Origin of the sequence: Pseudomonas sp. RV120224-01b, assembly GCF_003208145.1 — a bacterium.
GTDB lineage: Bacteria > Pseudomonadota > Gammaproteobacteria > Pseudomonadales > Pseudomonadaceae > Aquipseudomonas > Aquipseudomonas monteilii.
In genome coordinates this window covers 47,788-66,284 of the sequence record NZ_QKMQ01000009.1, presented here as the reverse complement: position 1 = coordinate 66,284, position 18,497 = coordinate 47,788, and the positions used below count along the sequence as shown (strand labels likewise).

Sequence of the window (18,497 nt, the reverse complement as noted above, 5' to 3'; positions counted from 1 at the left end):
TCACGACAAACCGTCACGGCCTAATGGCTCCACTTTCCAACCACAGTGGAGCTGCATCATGACTCAAGCAAAAAACACCCTCGGCCTGCTCGGCGCCGCCCTGATCGGCAGCATGGCATTGACCAGCAGTGCGTTTGCCGTGGAACCGCTGGCACAAGGTTACCAACTGGCTTCGGCCAAGGTGGCCGGCGAGGGCAAGTGTGGCGAAGGCAAATGCGGCGGCAGCGGCAAGGCCACGCAGAGTGAAGGCAAATGCGGTGAGGGCAAGTGTGGTGCCAGCGCCAAGGCCGGGGCTGAAGGCAAATGCGGCGAAGGCAAGTGCGGTGATGCCTCGTTCGTCAAAACCGACAGCAACCACGATGGCAAGGTCTCGCGGGATGAGTTTCTGGCGGTGGCCAAGGACCGTGCCGGCGACTTCGACAAGATCGACAGCAACCATGACGGCTTCATCTCTGAGCAAGAAGCGGCGGACCACCTGAAGGCGATCTATCAGGCCAATGGCAAGGCCATGCCCGAGGGGCTGTTCAGCCACCTGGCTGGCAAATCCTGACCCTTACCCTTTGAAGAGACGCAACGCCCCTCCTGCTGGTCAGGCGGGGCGTTGTGCCTGTTGGAGACTTTTTTATGCGTGCTGCGACGTTGAACACCGGGCTTGGCTTGCGCCGTGGCCTGCTGCCGGAACTGCTGGCGATGGACGCTGGTGCAATAGACTTCCTTGAATGCGCGCCGGAAAACTGGATAGCAGTTGGCGGCGCCTACGGCAAGGGCCTGGCCCAGTTGGCCGAGCGCTTTCCCATAACTTGCCACGGGTTGTCGTTGTCGCTGGGCGGCAGTGAGCCACTCGACCTGCATTTTCTCGACCAGACCCGCCATTTTCTCGATCGTCACCAGGTGCGCCTGTACAGTGAGCACTTGAGCTATTGCAGTGACGACGGGCACCTGTACGACCTGATGCCCATACCGTTCACCGACGAAGCCGTGCACCATGTGGCTGCGCGCATACGCCAGGCGCAGGAGCAATTGGGCCGGCGTATTGCCGTGGAAAACATCAGTTACTACGCCGCGCCATATCAGGCGATGAGCGAGCTTGATTTTATCCGTGCGGTACTCGATGAAGCCGATTGCGATTTGCTACTGGACGTCAACAACGTTTTCGTCAATGCCTGCAACCACGGCTACGAAGCCCGGGCCTTTCTTGAAGGCTTACCCCTGGCACGGGTGACCGGCATGCACATAGCCGGCCATTACGATGAAGCACCGGACCTGAAGGTCGACACCCATGGGGCGCCGGTCAAGGAAGATGTGTGGGCGCTGTACACCCTCGCTTGTGCGCGCTTTGGCGTGCAGCCGACCGTGCTCGAACGGGATTTCAACTATCCCCCGCTGGCCGAACTGTTGGCCGAGACGGCGCGTATCCGCAGCGTGCAACTGGCGTCGGGAGGGCGGCGTGATGAATGAGACGTTGCGCGAGCAGCAATACACCTTGGCCCGTCACGTGCGCGACCCGCAACGCAACGCACCGCCGCCGGGCGTGGAGGCGCGACGCCTGAAGGTTTACCGCGAGTTGTTCTATGGCGCTATCGAGGGCCTCCTGGCGGGCAGCTTCCCGGTGATGCGTCAGGCGTTGGGTGAACAGCGTTGGCATGCCCGTGTGCGAGATTTCTATGCCAACTACCGTAGCCAGACGCCCTTGTTTACCGAGATTGCCGAAGCGTTTGTCGATTACCTGCAAGGCGTCGAGCTGGATGCGCCCTGGCAATTGGAGCTGGCGCACTATGAGTGGGTCGAGGCGCAGTTGTATTTGAGCGATGCCGAGGACCCGGCCCATGACCCGGCGGGCGATTTGCTGGAGGAAGTGCCGCTGTTGTCCTGCGTGGCGCGGGTGCTGGCTTATGAGTGGCCGGTTGAGCGCATCGGGGTGGATTATCAGCCAACGGTTGCGCCCGAGGTGCCGACGTTGCTGCTGGTGTATCGCGATGCTGCGTTGACGGTGCGCTTTGCGCGCCTGGCGCCGATGGCCTATCGGTTGCTGGCGCTGGAGCAGGGTACCGGGCGGGCGCGGCTGGAGGCGTTGGGAGGGGATGTGCAGCAGGGGCTGGCATTGCTGGAGGGGTTGCGCGAACAGGGTGTCATTGTCGGAACAGTTTGAGGGCCTTGGGGGCGCTTTGCGCCCCATCGCCGGCAAGCCAGCTCCCACAAAGAGCAGCTTGCGCCGAGCCTGTGGGAGCTGGCTTGCCGGCGATGGGCTGCAAAGCAGCCCCGGCGATATCACCTGTTGAAGCGCATCCGCAGCCAATGATCCAGGCTCAACCGCCCAGCCCCTTTGAGCAGCAGCGGCAGTAACGCCACCAGATAAATCAGGGGCAACTTGAAGTTGCCAAAGCCCTGGTCAGTAATGGCATACCCCTGTGCCAACTCGGCCAGGCTCGACCAGTGCGCCGGCCAATGCACCGCAGCAATTGCCACCACAGTCACCACCATCAGCCCCAGCGATGCCAGCCGCGTCCCCAGACCCAGCAACAGCAGCAACGGCAGCACCAGCTCGGCCCACATCGACAGCTGCCAGTTCAGCTCCGCGGGCAGCTGGTTGAAGGGGAACGGAAAGCTGCCTTGCAGGTCGGCGAACCAGTTGTTGCCATTGAACTTCTCAAGGCCGGATTCAAAAAACTCCCAAGCCAGGAACAGCCGCAGTGGCAGGTCGGCGCTCCAGGTGCCGACGCGGTCGAAGGTGGTCAAAGTAAGTGCTTTCATCAAGGGGCTCCCAGGATCAGGTTATGTGGCTGGGAGTGTGTGGGGGTGGGGTATCTGCAGTGTGTCGGGGGTGATGGGGTTGTGTATCGGTTTGTACCGAAGCCTCAGGCGACACCCGCCCCCACCACAGCCAGTCATTTGAGTTCGATCTGCGCGCACAATCCGCCACGTTCTCGGTTGCTCAAGGTCAGCCGGCCCCCCATGGCCTGGATCAACTGGTGGGCAATGGCCAACCCCAGCCCGGTACCCCCCGTACTGCGATTGCGTGAACCCTCTACCCGGTAGAACGGCTTGAGCACTTCGTCCAGTTCGCCGCCGGGAATCCCCGGCCCGTTGTCGAGCACACGGATTACGGTCGTGCCGCCCTCGCGGCACACTTCCAGTTCGGCGGCGCCGGCAAACTTGAGGGCGTTGTCCACCAGGTTCACCAACACCCGGCGCAGTGCATGCGGGCGCGTTTCCAGCAGGCTGCCAGTGCTGCCGTGGCGCTCGACCTGAGCGCCGCTGTCCTGGTAGTCGAACACCAAGCTATCAAGGAAGGCATCGAGGTTGACCCGGCAGGGTGCTTCGGTGCTGGTGTCCATGCTGCGGGCATAGGCCACGCCTTCGCGCACCAGGTGCTCCATTTCACCCAGGTCGCTCCACAGCTTGTCTTTCTCGACCCCATCGTCCATCACCTCAACGCGTAGTTTCATGCGTGTGATCGGCGTTTGCAGGTCGTGAGAAATGGCTGCCAGCAGTTGCATACGCTCCTTGAGGTGGGCGGCGATGCGTGCCTGTAAGGCGTTGAAGGCCACGGCGGCGTACTTCACCTCGCGCGGGCCGCTTTCATCCAGTTGCACACCGGGTTTGTCCGGGTCGAGGTTGTCCACGGCGTGGGCCAGCCGGGTGAGGGGGCCGATGGCCAGGCGCACTGCCAGCCAGGTGCACAGCAGCAGCACGGCCAGCTGAATCAGCAATACCACGGGCAACCAGCGGGCCACCGGGACCGGCGACGGGGTCACGTCGATGGTCAGGGGCGCACCGTCGGCCAGGCTCAGGTGCGCCTGGAAGTGCGCGTTCGGCCCGGGTATTTCCTGGAAGGTCAGGCGGTAGTCGCTGCCAATGGCCTTCACGATCGACTCGGCGGCCATGGGCGGGTCGCTGCTGGGCATCGCCTCGCCTGTCAGGCCGTGGTCCAGGCGGTAGCGATAGGTACGCCGCTCCAGGCGTGGCAGCCAGGCGGCACGTTCGGCTGCGGGCAGGCGGTCGAGGATGGCGACCGACGTGGCCACATCCTGTTCCAGGTTGCTGAGCATCATCGAGCGGCTGCTGATGTAGCGCTCGTAGGCCTGCAAGCCGAACGACAGGCCGTACGCCAGCACCAGGCCGGTGAAGAAGATCAGCGCCAGGCGTGATGCCAGGGTGCGTGGCCACTTCATGACGGTGACTCGAGTAGTTGCACGGGCAACGAGAACACATAGCCCTCGCTGCGCACGGTCTTGATGCAGCTGGGTTCGCGGGCGTCGTCGCCCAGGCGCTGGCGCAGGCGGCTGACCAGCAGGTCGATGGAGCGGTCGAAGATGTCGGCCTCGCGGCCTTGGGTCAGGTTGAGCAGCTGTTCGCGGCTGAGTACCCGCTGTGGGTGGTCGAGGAACACCCGCAGCAGGCGGTACTCGGCGCCGCTAAGGGCCACCAGGGTGCCTTCGCTGTCGAGCAGGTGGCGTGCGGTGGTGTCCAGGCGCCACTGGCCGAAACCCAGCAGGCGGCTGCTTTCACTGATGGTGAGGTTGGGCGGCAGCATGCGCGTGCGGCGCAGCACAGCGTTGATGCGGGCGAGCAGCTCGCGGGCGGAGAACGGTTTGGTCAGGTAGTCGTCGGCGCCCATTTCCAGGCCGATGATGCGGTCGGTTTCGTCGTTGCGTGCGGTGAGCATCAATACCGGGGTGTTGCGGTGCTTGCCGGCGCGCAACTCGCGGCACAGCAGCAGCCCGTCGTCACCGGGCATCATGATGTCGAGCACGATGAGGTCGACGCTATTGGCTTCCAGAAAGGCGCGCATCTGCCGGCCGTCGGCGACGATGCTGGTGCGCAGGCCGTTCTTCTTCAGGTAGTTGCCGACCAGTTCGCGAATCTCGCGGTCGTCGTCGACGATCAGGATGTGATCGACGTGTTCCATGCGCAGCGTTCCTGTGTAAAGGGGGATGGGCGCAGTGTACCGAGCGCGTTCGCGCTTGCCTGCCGGGTTTTGTATTGCAGTGTATCTGGGCTTTGTACAGATACAGCAGGAAGCACATCACAGCCTCGAACGACACATACGGGATACCTGGCAGGCGTGAAATGGCTCTCGACCGGGAAGCACAACTTCCCATACCCAAGTGTTACTCAGGAGAGATGCCATGAACGTCAAGACCTTCGCCAGCGCCAGCCTGTTCGCCGTGCTCAGCTTCGGCGCTATCGCCGCCCAGGCCGCCACCGCGCCCATGGGCGATGCCGGTGCCATGCAGTACCGCTACGGTGACCACCTGGATGTGAAGAAAGTACTGTCGGTGCAGGATGACCAGAGCAACGCCTGCGGCCTGGTGAACACCCGCATGGACTACCTCGACTCCAAGGGCCAGCAGCAAAGCGTGCAGTACCGCACCTACGCCACCGGCGGTTGCCATGAGAATTGATCGTCGCCTGATGCTGAAGGTGGGGGGTATTGCCCTGGCACTGACGGGGCTTGGCCTGGCCGGGCACCTGATGGCCCGCGACAGCTACGGTGCGATGCCGTCGCTGTCGGGGGCCCGCCAGTGGATCAACTCGACACCGCTGGATGGGCCGGCGCTCAAGGGCAAGGTGGTGCTGGTGGACTTCTGGACCTGGGACTGCATCAACTGCCAGCGCAGCCTGCCGCATGTGAACGACTGGGCACGGCGGTATGCCGACCAGGGGCTGGTGGTGGTGGGCGTGCATACGCCGGAGTACGACTACGAGCATGATGTGGGCACCTTGCGGGACAAGGTGGCCGGGCTGGGGATCGATTATCCGGTGGCGGTGGACAACGATTACAACGTGTGGAATGCCTGGGGCAACCAGTTCTGGCCGGCGCATTACTTTGTCGACCGCAAGGGGCAGGTGCGGCATGTGCACTTTGGCGAAGGGGATTATGGCGGGCAGGAACGGGTGATACAGGCTTTGCTGGATGAGAAAGGGTGATTGCCTGTGCCGGCCTCTTCGCGGGCTTGCCCGCTCCCACAAGATATGCGCAATCAGTGAATTTTGCGCGATACCTGTGGGAGCGGGCAAGCCCGCGAAGCAGCCAACACCGATCAGTCAGGAAAAACTGGCAAAGTGCGCCTGCATCCGCGCCGCATCCGCCTGGCGCCCGCTGAACAGCTCGAACGCCTTCACCGCCTGGAACACCGCCATGTTGCTGCCATCCAGCGTGCGGCATCCCAGCGCCCGGGCCGCACGCAGCAGTTCGGTTTCCAGCGGGAAGTAGATGATCTCCGCCACCCACAAGCTTGCATGCAGCAGTTCGACCGGCAGTGGTGTACCCGGCAGTTTGGCCATGCCCACCGGCGTGGTATTGACCAACCCGTCTGCCTCGGCCAAAGCCGTGGCCAGGTCGCTGCCAACCACGGCCCGCCCTGCGCCGAAATGGGCATTCAGGTTGTCCACCAGTGCCTGCGCACGGGCCGCGTCCACTTCGAACAGCACCAGCCGCTCGACCCCTTCACCCAGCAGGGCATGGGCCACCGCCGAACCGGCGCCGCCGGCACCCATCTGCACCACCTGGCGGCGTGCCACGTCGGGCAGGCCACGGCGCAAGCCTTCGGCAAAGCCCAGGCAGTCGGTGTTGTGGCCGACCCGTTTGCCGTCCTTGAGCACCACGGTATTCACCGCGCCGATGCCACGGGCTTCGTCCGACAGCTCGTCGAGCAGCGGCAGAATCGCCTGCTTGAACGGGTAGGTGATGTTGAGCCCGGTGAAGCCGGTGTGCTGCGCGGCATCGAGCAGGCCGGGCAGGGCGCTGTCGTCCAACTGCAACTGGTCGGCGTCGATCAGCCGGTACAAGTAGCGTAACGCCTGGGCATCACCTTCGTGTTCGTGCAGGGCAGGGGTACGCGACAGCTGGATGCCACGGCCGATCAGGCCGGCGAGGATGGCGTGCTGGCTCATGCCGTGCGCTCCTGGAACAGTTCGGCGAAGTGGCTGAGGGCCATGCGGTAGCCATGGCTGCCCAGGCCGCAGATGACACCGACGGCGATGGACGATACGAACGACAGGTGACGGAACGGCTCGCGCTTGTGCACGTTGGACAAGTGCACTTCGATGACCGGCAGTTCGCTGGCCACCAGGGCGTCGCGGATGGCCACCGAGGTGTGGGTCCAGGCGCCGGGGTTGATCACGATACCGGCACAGCGGTTGCGGGCGGCGTGAATCCAGTCGATCAGTTCGCCTTCGTGGTTGGTTTGCCGGAATTCGAGTTCCAGGCCGTGGGCATGGGCAGTATCGGCACAGCTTTGCGCCAGGTCCGCAAGGGTTTCGTGGCCATATTGGGCAGGCTCGCGGGTGCCCAGCATGTTCAGGTTAGGGCCGTTGAGCACAAGAATAAGGGGCTTCATGACGGGCATCGCTTTGTTGTTGTTGGATGCGCGTAGTTTTGTACTGACTGGTTAGTTCCGTCAATTGGGCGAGACCGTCGCACCGGGAAAGTGGGCGATTATCGAACGCAGCCAAACCTTACAAAATTGTAATGTTCCCGACACCGCCTCGATAAGCACGGCTTTTTACAGTCCCTCGCCTACACGCGTCGACGAGGACTTGTTCGTGCCCATCCCCCGCAAGATCGCCTTGCTCTGCCTGTTGCTGGCCAGCGCCACCAGCGCCCAGGCCAGCCAGAGCCTGAGCCTGCCCCAGGCGCTTGCCGCCGCCTTTGCCCAGAACCCGGAACTGGCCGCCGCCGGCCGCGAAGTCGGCATTGCCGACGGCGAGCGGCGCCAGGCAGGGTTGATCCCAAACCCTGAGTTGTCCTGGGAGGTCGAGGACACTCGCCGCGACACCAGCACCACCACCGTCACCCTCAGCCAGCCGCTGGAACTGGGCGGCAAGCGCGGCGCACGTATTGCGGTGGCCGGTGCCGGCCAGGCCATTGCCCAACTCGACCTGGAGCGCCAGCGCAATGGCCTGCGGGCTGATGTGGTGCAGGCCTTCCATGCCGCCTTGCGGGCGCAGACCGCGCTGGAACTGGCGCAGCAGTCGCAGGCATTGACCGAGCGCGGGCTGCGGGTGGTACAGGGGCGGGTCACTGCCGGCCAGTCATCACCCGTAGAGGCCACCCGTGCCCAGGTGCAACTGGCCCAGGCCCAGGCCGAAGTGCGGCGTGCGCAAACCCAGCGCGGCGTGGCCTACCAGGCGTTGGCACGCCTGACCGGCAGCCCGTTGGCAGGTTTCGACCAGTTGCAGGCCGCCAACCTTTCACCTGGCGTTGCGCCCAGGGCCGACACCTTGCTCGACCAGGTCGAGCAAACGGTCGAATGGCGCCTGGCCGCCGCCCAGGTCGAGCGTGGTGAAGCCGCCTTGGGATCGGAAAAGGCCCAGCGCATACCCAACCTCACCGTCAGCCTCGGCAGCCAGTACAGCCGCGAGGACCGCGAACGCGTCAACGTGGTCGGTCTGTCGATGCCCTTGCCATTGTTCGACCGCAACCAGGGCAACGTGATGTCAGCCGCGCGCCGTGCCGACCAGGCGCGTGACTTGCGTAACGCCGTGGAGCTGCGCCTGCGCAGTGAAACCCGTAGCGCTGTCAGCCAGTGGCACACGGCGATGCAGGAGGTGGACGCCTACGACCGCACCATTCTGCCAGCTGCGCAGCAGGCCGTGGACACCGCCACCCGTGGCTTCGAGATGGGCAAGTTCGCCTTCCTCGATGTGCTTGACGCCCAGCGCACGCTGATCGAGGCACGCGGGCTGTACCTCGAAGCACTGGCCTCGGCGACCGATGCACGGGCGCAGGTCGAGCGGATCTATGGCGACCTCGATGGCCTGAGCACCCCCTTGAACAGCAGGAGCAACAATGACTAACCCACGCAAGATAGCCCTTCTGGTTGCCGCCATGGCCGCGCTCGGCCTGGGCGGCCTGGCCTGGACCGGCAACCTCGGCCAGGCGTCGAAAACAGAAGCCCGGCACGATGACCACGGCGAAGACGACCACGGCCATGGCACCGAGAAAGCCGGCGAAGGCCACGAAGAGGAGGGCCACGGCGAAGAAGAGGGCCAGTTGCACCTGTCCATCGCCCAGATCGAGGCCGCCGGTGTGCAGTTGGCTACCGCCGGCCCTCGGGCACTGGGTACCGCTATCAGTTTTCCGGGGGAAATCCGCTTCGACGAAGACCGTACGGCCCACGTGGTGCCGCGTGTACCCGGCGTGGTCGAGGCGGTGCAAGCCGAGCTGGGCCAGGCGGTCAAGCGCGGCCAGGTACTGGCGGTGATCGCCAGCCAGCAGATTTCGGACCTGCGCAGCGAGCAGCAGGCCGCCCAGCGCCGGCTGGAACTGGCGCGCCTGACCTTCCAGCGCGAACAGCAGCTGTGGCAGGAACGCATCAGTGCCGAACAGGATTACCTGCAGGCACGCCAGGCGTTGCAGGAGGCCGAGATCGCCTTGGCCAACGCCCGGCAGAAGGTCGCCGCCGTGGGCCCGGCTGGCGCTGGCAACCGCTATGAGCTGCGCGCCCCGTTCGATGCAGTGGTGGTGGAAAAGCACCTGACCGTGGGCGAAGTGGTCGACGAGACCAGCAATGCGTTCACGTTGTCTGACCTGAGCCGGGTGTGGGCTACCTTCGCCGTGGCCCCGCGTGACCTGGACAAGGTGGTGACCGGCCGCAATGTCACGGTCAGCGCACCGGACCTGGGCGCCCAGGTCGAGGGCAAGGTCAACTACGTTGGCAGCCTGCTTGGCGAGCAGAACCGTGCCGCCACCGTGCGTGCCACCCTGGCCAACCCTAACGGCGCCTGGCGCCCCGGGTTGTTCGTCAATGTGGCTGTCAGCGTCGAACGCTTCAATGCTGCTGTCGCGGTGCCGGAAAACGCCCTGCAAACCTGGGAAGAGCAAACCGTTGTGTTTGCCCGCACTGAAGAAGGTTTCGAGGCTCGCCCGGTGAAAACCGGCCGGCGCGACGCTGGCCAGGTAGAAATCACTGACGGTCTTGCCGCCGGTACCCAGGTGGCCGCCGCCGGCAGCTTTGTCCTCAAGTCGGAACTGGGCAAAGGCTCGGCCGAGCACAGCCACTGATCACGGGGACGCCTGCATGTTCGAACGCCTGATCCAATTCGCCATCGAGCAGCGCCTGGTGGTGATGCTGGCCGTGGTCCTGATGGCCGCGGTGGGTATCCACAGCTACCAGAAACTGCCGATCGACGCTGTACCGGACATCACCAACGTCCAGGTGCAGATCAACACCGCCGCCCCCGGCTACTCGCCGCTGGAAACCGAGCAGCGCATTACCTTTGCCATCGAGACGGCCATGGCGGGCCTGCCAGGGCTGAAGCAGACCCGCTCGCTGTCGCGCTCGGGCCTGTCGCAGGTCACGGTCATTTTCGATGACGGCACCGACCTGTTCTTCGCCCGCCAGCTGGTCAACGAGCGCCTGCAAGTGGCCCGCGAGCAGTTGCCCGAAGGGATCGAAGCAGGCATGGGGCCGATTTCCACCGGCTTGGGCGAGATCTTCCTGTGGACCGTGGAAGCCGAACAGGGCGCCCTGAAGGAGGACGGCACGCCCTATACGCCGACCGACCTGCGGGTGATCCAGGACTGGATCATCAAGCCGCAGCTGCGCAATGTGCCGGGGGTGGCCGAAGTGAACAGCATCGGCGGCCACGCCAAGCAGTATCTGATTGCGCCGGAGCCCAAGCGGTTGGCGGCCTACAAGCTTACCCTCAACGACCTGATCGGCGCGCTGGAGCGCAACAACGCCAACGTGGGTGCCGGTTACATCGAGCGCAATGGCGAGCAGTTGCTGATCCGGGCGCCGGGCCAGGTGGCCTCGGCCGAAGACATCGCCAATATCGTCATATCCAGCGTGGACGGCACGCCGATCCGCGTCAGCCATGTGGCCGAGGTTGGCCTGGGTGAAGAGTTGCGTTCGGGCGCGGCCACCGAAAACGGCCGTGAAGTGGTGTTGGGCACGGTGTTCATGCTGATCGGTGAAAACAGCCGCACAGTGTCCCAGGCAGTTGCCGCCAAACTGGTCGAGATCAACCGCAACCTGCCCAAGGGCGTGGTGGCGGTGACGGTGTACGACCGCACCAACCTGGTGGAAAAAGCCATCGCCACGGTAAAGAAGAACCTGGTCGAAGGCGCCATTCTGGTCATCGCCGTGCTGTTCCTGTTCCTGGGCAACATCCGCGCTGCGCTGATCACCGCCATGGTCATCCCGCTGTCGATGCTGTTCACCTTCACCGGCATGTTCAGCAACAAGGTCAGCGCCAACCTGATGAGCCTGGGCGCGCTGGACTTCGGCATCATCGTCGATGGCGCCGTGGTGATCGTGGAAAACGCCATCCGCCGCCTGGCCCACGCCCAGCAACGCCATGGCCGCATGCTGACCCGCAGCGAGCGCTTCCATGAGGTGTTTGCCGCCGCCCGCGAAGCGCGCCGGCCGCTGATCTACGGGCAACTGATCATCATGGTGGTTTACTTGCCGATCTTTGCCCTGACCGGGGTCGAGGGCAAGATGTTCCACCCCATGGCCTTTACCGTGGTCATGGCCCTGCTGGGTGCGATGATTCTCTCGGTCACCTTTGTGCCGGCGGCCATCGCCCTGTTCGTCACCGGCAAGGTCAAGGAAGAAGAAGGCCTGGTGATGCGCACGGCGCGCCAGCGCTATGCCCCGGTGCTGGCCTGGGTGCTGGGCCGGCGCAAGCTGGCGTTTACCGCAGCGGCCACTCTGGTGCTGTTGTCCGGTGTGATGGCCAGCCGCATGGGCAGCGAGTTCATCCCCAGCCTCAGCGAGGGCGACTTTGCCTTGCAGGCCCTGCGCGTGCCGGGTACCAGCCTGTCGCAGTCGGTGGACATGCAACAGCGCCTGGAGCAGGCGATCATCGCCCAGGTGCCGGAAGTGGAGCGGGTGTTTGCCCGCACCGGCACCGCCGAGATCGCCTCCGATCCGATGCCGCCGAACATTTCCGACGCCTACGTGATGTTGCGCCCGCGCGAGCAGTGGGTAGACCCGGGCAAGCCGCGTAACGAGCTGATTGCCGAAGTACAACGTGCGGCGGCCAGCGTACCGGGCAGCAACTACGAGCTGTCGCAGCCGATCCAGTTGCGCTTCAACGAGCTGATTTCCGGGGTGCGCAGCGATGTGGCGGTAAAGCTGTTCGGAGACGACATGGACGTGCTCAACCGCACCGCCGCGCAGATCGCCAGCAGCCTGCAGCGCGTGCCGGGTGCCTCTGAGGTGAAGGTTGAGCAGACCACCGGCCTGCCCGTGCTGACCATCGACATCGACCGTGACAAGGCCGCCCGCCATGGCCTGAACGTGGGTGACGTGCAGGACGCCATCGCCATCGCCGTAGGGGGTCGCACGGCTGGTACGCTGTATGAAGGTGACCGCCGCTTCGACATGGTGGTGCGCCTGCCCGAAACCTTGCGCACCGATGTGGACGGGTTGGGCAGCCTGCTGATTCCGGTGCCGGCCAGTGCCACAGCCGGTGCTGCGCAAATCGGCTTTATTCCGCTGTCGCAGGTGGCCACGCTGAACCTGCAGCTGGGGCCGAACCAGGTCAGCCGCGAGGATGGCAAGCGCGTGGTGGTGGTCAGTGCCAACGTGCGTGGGCGTGACCTGGGCTCGTTTGTCGAAGAGGCTGAACAGACGCTCATTGGCCAGGTTCAGATCCCGCCGGGCTACTGGACGCGCTGGGGGGGCCAGTTCGAGCAGCTGCAGTCGGCGGCCGAGCGCTTGCAGGTGGTGGTGCCGGTGGCTTTGCTGCTGGTCATGGCGCTGTTGCTGATGATGTTCAACAACCTCAGGGATGGCCTGCTGGTGTTCACCGGCATCCCGTTTGCCTTGACCGGCGGGGTGCTGGCGCTGTGGTTGCGGGACATTCCGCTGTCCATCTCGGCGGGTGTGGGGTTCATTGCGCTGTCAGGCGTGGCAGTGCTCAACGGGCTGGTGATGATTGCCTTTATCCGTGGGTTGCGCGAAGAAGGGCGTACCCTGCGAGCGGCCGTGGAAGAGGGCGCGCTGACGCGCTTGCGGCCAGTCTTGATGACCGCGCTGGTGGCGTCGCTGGGGTTCATTCCGATGGCCTTGGCGACCGGGACCGGGGCGGAGGTGCAGCGGCCGCTGGCGACGGTGGTGATTGGCGGGATTCTGTCTTCTACAGCGCTGACGTTGCTGGTGTTGCCGGCGTTGTATCAGTGGGCGTATCGGCGTGAAGAGGTGCAGGAGGGCTGATAGTTTGGGGCCGCTGTGCGGCCCATCGCAGCGGTTCGTCGCCACGACAAGCCAGCTCCCACAGGTACAGTGCAGGGCTCAGGAATTATGCTGTACCTGTGGGAGCTGGCTTGTCGTGGCGACGAACCGCTGCGATGGGCTGCAAAGCAGCCCCAAAGATCTCAAACGGTACTACGGGCTCCAGGCTGCACGCGGTCGGCTCCCACTTCATCATGCAACGAAATCCGCGAAGTCTCCGGCAACGCCAGTCCCCCCACCAACGCCACCAGTGCAATCACCACAAGGTAAAATGCCGGTGCCAGGCTGCTGCCGGTCTGCCCGATCAGCCAGGTTGCCACCAGCGGCGCGGTGCCGCCAAACAGCGTATAGGCCACGTTGTAGGTAATCGCCGAAGCGGTATAGCGGGTGCGGGTAGGGAAACTTTCCGACAGCAGCGCTGCGGTAACCACGCCACTGCACAACGCTCCCACCGCAAGCAAAATCACCCCGATCAGCGCGCCGGACATCGAGCCCGAACTGGCCAGCCAGTACGCCGGGAACACGCACAGCATCACCCACAGGCAGGTAAAACCAATGGTCTTGCGCCGCCCCACACGGTCCGAGAACGCCCCGGCCAGTGGGCAGCCGACGGCGGCGAACAGCAACGCCACGGTGGTCACCAGCAGCGATTGCGCGCGGGTCAGGTTGCCCACCAGTTGCAGGTAGGTGGCGAAGTAGGTGGTGAACATGTAGAACGACAGCGCAGTCAACGAAATGAACGCCCCCAGGTTGCGAATGGCCCGGCCATGATTACGCAGGGTTTCCTTGAGCGGCGAATGCTCGTGCTCTTTGCCCTGGGCGATGGCTTCACGGAACGCCGGGGTTTCTTCCATGCGCCAGCGCAGGTACAGGCCGACCAGCCCTAGCGGTGCGGCGATCAGGAATGGAATGCGCCAGCCCCAGGCGTTCATGGCCTCGGCTGACAGGCTGGCTTCCAGCCCGTAAGCGATTACCGCTGCACAAGCAAAGGCGGAAAAAGTCGAGACCGGCACGAAGCTGCCATAGAAGGCGCGCTTGTCGTTGGGCGCATGCTCCATCAGGTACGCGCAGGCCCCGGCATATTCGCCACCGGCAGAAAAACCCTGCAGGCAGCGCGCCAAGGTCAGCAACGCAGGGGCGGCCAAGCCGATGCTGGCGTAGGTCGGCAGCAGGCCGATCAGGGTGGTGGAGCCTGCCATCAGCAGAATGGTCAACGACAGGATGCGCTTGCGCCCCAGGCGGTCGCCCAGCGCGCCGAACACGATCCCGCCCAGCGGGCGCAGGGCAAAGGCCACGGCAAAGACGGCAAAGGTCTTGAGCAAGGCCACGCTGGCGTCTTCGCTGGCAAAGAACTGGCTGGCGATCAAGGTGGCGAGAAAGCCATAGACGGCGAAGTCGAACCACTCGACGAAATTGCCGATGGCCGAGGCGGCGATCACCCTGCGCAGGGTGGCGGGGGATACCTCATGAGGTGCGGACATGCGAGTGCTCTCCGGTTCCATTGGCAGGCATGATGAAGGTGGCGCGGTCGGGCCGCGCCCTCATTGTTGTGCTTGCCAGTAGATCGCCGGGCGCTGGAGCGTGCTTTGTCGAGGGCGACCTCGGGATACCTGATTCAACCGCTGTGGCGGTTTACAGCCGGCCTACTTTCCAGGGGGCGTATTCCAGCTCGCTGTAACCCTTGGCCAGGCCGTGCGCGTCGGTGCTGAAGCCCGGTAGCTGGCTCACATCAAGCGCCATGCAGCGGCTGTTGAGTTCGGCCTGCAGCTTGCCATCGAGGCGGAAGTCGTCCGGCCGGTTCGGGTGGGGATAAATCTGCACCAGGCACCCTTGGACTTTGCCTTGTGCATTGGCTTCATAGTAGAGCGAGGCTCTGCCAATGCTGTTCACCGGCTGATCGCGCAGCAGGTGCTGCCAGAAGAACTCACGTTGAGCATTGGCCTGGCGCCGTGGGGTATCCGGTGCCTGGGCGGCAGCGGGCAGGTCCACGAACATCGGCGCACGTACTTCTACTGTACCGTCCTCATCGCGCAGCGACTTCGGCACCACGGGGTAGATGGTCTTCCAGCATTGCGCCTCGACCATGCTGGCCAACGCCTTGAAGTCCGAGCGGACCAGGTCGGCAGGCAATACCGTTTCGTACCTCATCGGCGCCTTGCTGGCTTTGCAGCTGACGGGCGCGGAGTTCTGGTCGAGTTTGACGTCCAGCATGACCACGCCAATCTGCTTGCCCGTGTCGGCGGTGGCAATGCCCAGTTTCAGGACTTGCTGCATGTCGCTGACGAATGTCTTGCGCGCCTGTTTATCTTCTTCGGAGGCAGGCCGGTTCTGGCAACCCGATAAGGCGATGAGTGCGGTGGCCGCGATTACCGGAGACAACGATCTGAACACAGAAACTTCCTTGATGTGAGAAAGCCGGCCTACATGCCGGCGGTAATGAGAGCCAATATTATTCGAAATGCTTGAGGGTTTTGTGTGGTTTGTATGGAGAAATGTGGAGCAGCTGTCTTGCACAAAACCTGAAGCTGGCGCGATCACTGTGGGAGCGGGCAAGCCCGCGAAGCAGGCGACGCGGTGGATGGCACCGGCTGCGCCGGTGTTCGCGGGCATGCCCGCTCCCACAGGGAAATGCGCTTATGGTCAGAAGCGCATATCCAGCGCCAGCTCGAAGGTGCGCGGCGGCCCCATGTAGTACTGGCTGTTGTAGGCCTGCTTGGCATACACCTCGTCGGTCAGGTTGCGCACCCGCCCGGTCAGCGTGGTGTGCTCGTCCAGCCGGTAGCGGGCGAACGTGCCGAACAGCGTGTAGGCCGGGGCCTTGAGGCTGTTGGCGTTGTCGGCATACACCGAACCCACGTAGCGCCCGTCCGCGCCCACCGACCACGCCGACGACAGGCTGTAGGTCAGCCACAGGTTGGCGACATTGGCCGGTACGTTGGTTGGTGCATTGCCCTTGCGCGAGACCGATACCCCGTTGACGGCCTCGTTGAATTCGTCGTACTGCGCATCGACGTAGGCGTAGTTGGCTTCGGCCAGCAGTTTTGGCGTTACCTGCAGGCGCCCGGACAGTTCCACCCCGCGTGAAGTCTGCTGCCCGGCCTGGACCGTGAGGTTGGCGTCGTTCGAGTCGCGCACGGCAAAGTCCTTGCGCACGATCTGATACAGCGCCAGGGTGGCCGCACCTCGCCTGTCGAGGAAGTCGAACTTGCTGCCCACTTCCCATTGCTCGCCCTTGGACAGGTCGAACAACCCCACATTGGAGTAGGTCGCGGCTGCCAGCGAGCCGGCGGGCAGGTCGGCCGAGGTGCTGTATTGCGCATACAGGCTGGCCGAAGGCGTCAGTGCATAGGTCAGGCCGATACGCCCGGACAGCGGCTCCCAGCGCCGTTCGAAATAGGCCGGCGAGGTGGGCGTCACGGCGCCGTAGTTGGTGACTTCCATGTCCAGGTAGTCGTAGCGCAAGGCGGTCAGCAGGGCCAGGCGCTCGGTGAGTTGCAGGCGGTTTTCGGCAAACACCGCACGGTTGATCACCTCGTGGCGACGTTGTTTGGTCAGGCCGGCATTCACCCCGGGGATGTCATCGAAACTGCCAGGGTTGAAGTGCTCGGCATCGACCACGTCGCTCCAGCTGCCCGAGGTGGGGTAGAGGGTCTGGCGCATGCGTGAGTATTCCAGCCCCAATGACCACTGGCTGGCCAGGCCGAACAGCTGGTTGTCGTGGCGCAGCTCGATGCGGTCGCCCAGCAGGTTCTGGTCGTGGCGCTGCAGGTAAGGGCTGCTGCGTTGCACCTGGCCAGCGGAGGTGTAGGCATAGCGTTCAAGGTTGCGGTAGTCGCGCTGGGCGTTGTAGTGGTACAGCGTGTTTTGCACGCTGGTGCTGTCGCTGACCTGGTAGTCGAGGATCGAGCGCAGCCAGCGTACGCGCTGCTCATAGCGGCCGTCAGCGACGTTGTAGTTTTCGAAGCGGCGGCTGTTGTCGATCTTCATCGTGCTGCGCCCCGGCAGGATCGGCGAACCCCAGTAGGGGCTGTCTTCGCGGTCTTCCTGGTACTCCAGCGCCAGGGTGTGGGTGAGGTTGGGGGCCAGGTCGCTGAGCAGCGAAAAGGCCAGGCTGTCGGTGTGCCGTTCGTTGCGGTCGACGTAACCGTTGCCCTGCCCACGGCTGAAGTCCAGGCGCATGAAATGGCGGGCGTCAGCGGGGTTGCTGGCCAGCGCCTGGTTGATTCCGAACGCCACCTCGCTGTCGTCGAAACTGCCATAGCGGATACGCCCGTCAAGGGTCTGCTGGTCGCGGCTGGCGAGTTTGGTGATGTAGTTGATCGAGCCGCCCACGGCACCGGCACCATGCAGGAACGAAGACGGCCCGCCAATCAGCTCGACGCTGTCGAGCACCCAGGCATCCACTGGCCGGGTGGCGCTGCTGTAGCCCAGGTTGATGCCGTTGTACAACTGGGTGACCTGGTTCTGGGTAAAGCCGCGGTAGGCAACGAAGCCGCCAAAGCCTGGGTTGGCCGAGGCGTTCACGCCGGTCATGGCGTTGATCACGTCCTGGCTGTCCTTGGCGCCGCGTTCTTCGATCAGGCGGCGGTCCGAGACGCTGACCGAGGCGGGTGTTTCCCGCGCGGTGAGGCCCAGGCGCGAGCCGGTGCGGATCGGTTCGTCCAGTTGCACACCGCTGGCGGCATCGCGTTCGCCGTCGATGGTGGTGGCGCCCAGTTCAACGGGGGCGATTTCGGCGCAGGCGAAGCTGCAGGTGCCCATCAGGAGCACCAGGGAGGTGTTACGAAGCATGTTGGTGTGTCTTCCACGCAAAGGTCATGGCTGACGGCGAGCGCGCACGCAGGCGTGCCCGGCTGACGTCAGGCGAAAGGCATTACAGCGGCGGGGAAGGCGGTGGGGGAGGCGCGGGGGTTGAGGGCGGGGCGTTGATAGCGCGGTGGCGGTTGTGCCCAGCTGCGCACGACGATGGGCGAGGTGGCCACGGCTTGCGCCGGGGTGAAAGACCAGCCACCGCTGCTGAGCGGTACGGCCAGGCCGAACGAGGAGCACACCGGGCAGTCCAGCTGGGCCATGTGCTGGTCACCGCCGGCGCCGTCCAGGTCGATGGCCACGCCGTGTTCGCTGTTCACCGAGCAGAAGCCGCCCTCCAGCCCGGCCAGCCGCAGCCCGCCCATCTGGCCATGGTGCAGGCCGCACAGCAACAGGCTGAACAGGACGCTGGCGTAGAGCGTCCAGGCAGTCAGCGTGCGAGTGTGCCGGGTGGTTTTCATGGCGGCGAATCTACCATCCGGATGAACGGTCGGGTAG

The 18,497-nt window shown here is 64.4% G+C and carries 17 protein-coding genes; 8 read left to right on the top strand and 9 right to left on the bottom strand.

All coding sequences use genetic code 11. From position 1 onward, the window contains the following. Positions 1-58 precede the first annotated feature (58 nt). From N436_RS15520 to N436_RS15510, 3 genes are all read left to right on the top strand, one after another. Positions 59-550, top strand: coding sequence for an EF-hand domain-containing protein (locus tag N436_RS15520; RefSeq protein ID WP_110741490.1), 492 nt, complete (start codon positions 59-61; stop codon positions 548-550). A 74-nt stretch (positions 551-624) separates the two neighbouring features. After that, entirely contained in the window at positions 625-1,458 is an 834-nt protein-coding gene (locus tag N436_RS15515) for a DUF692 domain-containing protein (RefSeq protein ID WP_110741489.1), read from the top strand. Further along, on the top strand, positions 1,451-2,149 hold the full coding sequence (locus N436_RS15510; protein ID WP_110741488.1) for a DUF2063 domain-containing protein: 699 nt from the start codon (positions 1,451-1,453) through the stop codon (positions 2,147-2,149). The genes N436_RS15515 and N436_RS15510 overlap by 8 nt, the downstream gene beginning before the upstream one ends. A gap of 119 nt (positions 2,150-2,268) precedes the next feature. Here N436_RS15510 and N436_RS15505 read toward each other — a convergent pair whose 3' ends face one another. The 3 genes from N436_RS15505 to N436_RS15495 all read right to left on the bottom strand — a co-directional run bounded on the left by N436_RS15505 (position 2,269) and on the right by N436_RS15495 (position 4,909). Further along, positions 2,269-2,751, bottom strand: coding sequence for a DoxX family protein (locus tag N436_RS15505; protein WP_110741487.1), 483 nt, complete (start codon positions 2,749-2,751; stop codon positions 2,269-2,271). Positions 2,752-2,885: 134 nt separating this feature from the next. Further along, positions 2,886-4,172, bottom strand: coding sequence for a HAMP domain-containing sensor histidine kinase (locus N436_RS15500; RefSeq protein ID WP_110741486.1), 1,287 nt, complete (start codon positions 4,170-4,172; stop codon positions 2,886-2,888). After that, positions 4,169-4,909 (bottom strand): response regulator, encoded by a 741-nt coding sequence (locus tag N436_RS15495; protein WP_003250463.1) that lies wholly within the window; start codon positions 4,907-4,909, stop codon positions 4,169-4,171. Before N436_RS15495 ends, N436_RS15500 begins: the two co-directional genes overlap by 4 nt. Positions 4,910-5,129: 220 nt before the next feature. Here N436_RS15495 and N436_RS15490 point away from each other — a divergent pair, with 220 nt between their 5' ends. Both N436_RS15490 and N436_RS15485 read left to right on the top strand, forming a co-directional pair. Then, on the top strand, positions 5,130-5,405 hold the full coding sequence (locus tag N436_RS15490) for a DUF2790 domain-containing protein (RefSeq protein WP_016714678.1): 276 nt from the start codon (positions 5,130-5,132) through the stop codon (positions 5,403-5,405). A 10-nt stretch (positions 5,406-5,415) separates the two neighbouring features. Continuing rightward, complete coding sequence (locus N436_RS15485; protein ID WP_110741485.1) at positions 5,416-5,931, top strand: thioredoxin family protein; 516 nt, start codon at positions 5,416-5,418, stop codon at positions 5,929-5,931. A gap of 117 nt (positions 5,932-6,048) precedes the next feature. On the opposite strand, the gene N436_RS15480 is transcribed toward N436_RS15485, so the two are convergent. Then, on the bottom strand, positions 6,049-6,897 hold the full coding sequence (locus N436_RS15480) for a shikimate dehydrogenase (RefSeq protein ID WP_110741484.1): 849 nt from the start codon (positions 6,895-6,897) through the stop codon (positions 6,049-6,051). After that, complete coding sequence (gene aroQ / locus N436_RS15475) at positions 6,894-7,343, bottom strand: type II 3-dehydroquinate dehydratase (protein ID WP_016714675.1); 450 nt, start codon at positions 7,341-7,343, stop codon at positions 6,894-6,896. The genes N436_RS15480 and aroQ overlap by 4 nt, the downstream gene beginning before the upstream one ends. Before the next feature lie 205 nt (positions 7,344-7,548). On the opposite strand from aroQ, the gene N436_RS15470 reads away from it, so the two are divergent. Genes N436_RS15470 through N436_RS15460 form a run of 3 tightly spaced genes read left to right on the top strand, consistent with a single transcriptional unit; the run spans position 7,549 to position 13,172 of the window. Then, a complete protein-coding gene (locus tag N436_RS15470) occupies positions 7,549-8,802 on the top strand; it encodes a TolC family protein (RefSeq protein ID WP_110741483.1) in 1,254 nt (417 codons plus the stop codon). Next, positions 8,795-10,009 carry an efflux RND transporter periplasmic adaptor subunit gene (locus tag N436_RS15465; protein ID WP_110741482.1) on the top strand — a complete coding sequence of 405 codons (1,215 nt, stop codon included), beginning with the start codon at positions 8,795-8,797 and terminating at the stop codon, positions 10,007-10,009. Before N436_RS15470 ends, N436_RS15465 begins: the two co-directional genes overlap by 8 nt. Before the next feature lie 16 nt (positions 10,010-10,025). Next, a complete protein-coding gene (locus N436_RS15460) occupies positions 10,026-13,172 on the top strand; it encodes an efflux RND transporter permease subunit (RefSeq protein WP_104835129.1) in 3,147 nt (1,048 codons plus the stop codon). A 161-nt stretch (positions 13,173-13,333) separates the two neighbouring features. On the opposite strand, the gene N436_RS15455 is transcribed toward N436_RS15460, so the two are convergent. The 4 genes from N436_RS15455 to N436_RS15435 all read right to left on the bottom strand — a co-directional run bounded on the left by N436_RS15455 (position 13,334) and on the right by N436_RS15435 (position 18,460). After that, a complete protein-coding gene (locus N436_RS15455) occupies positions 13,334-14,671 on the bottom strand; it encodes an MFS transporter (protein ID WP_110741481.1) in 1,338 nt (445 codons plus the stop codon). A 151-nt stretch (positions 14,672-14,822) separates the two neighbouring features. After that, complete coding sequence (locus N436_RS15450; protein ID WP_110741549.1) at positions 14,823-15,581, bottom strand: hypothetical protein; 759 nt, start codon at positions 15,579-15,581, stop codon at positions 14,823-14,825. A 249-nt stretch (positions 15,582-15,830) separates the two neighbouring features. Then, the gene (locus N436_RS15440; RefSeq protein WP_110741480.1) at positions 15,831-17,981 is read right to left on the bottom strand and encodes a TonB-dependent siderophore receptor; all 2,151 of its coding nucleotides are present in this window, start codon (positions 17,979-17,981) and stop codon (positions 15,831-15,833) included. 68 nt (positions 17,982-18,049) lie between these two features. Then, on the bottom strand, positions 18,050-18,460 hold the full coding sequence (locus tag N436_RS15435; protein WP_105947994.1) for a DUF2946 family protein: 411 nt from the start codon (positions 18,458-18,460) through the stop codon (positions 18,050-18,052). Positions 18,461-18,497 lie beyond the last annotated feature (37 nt).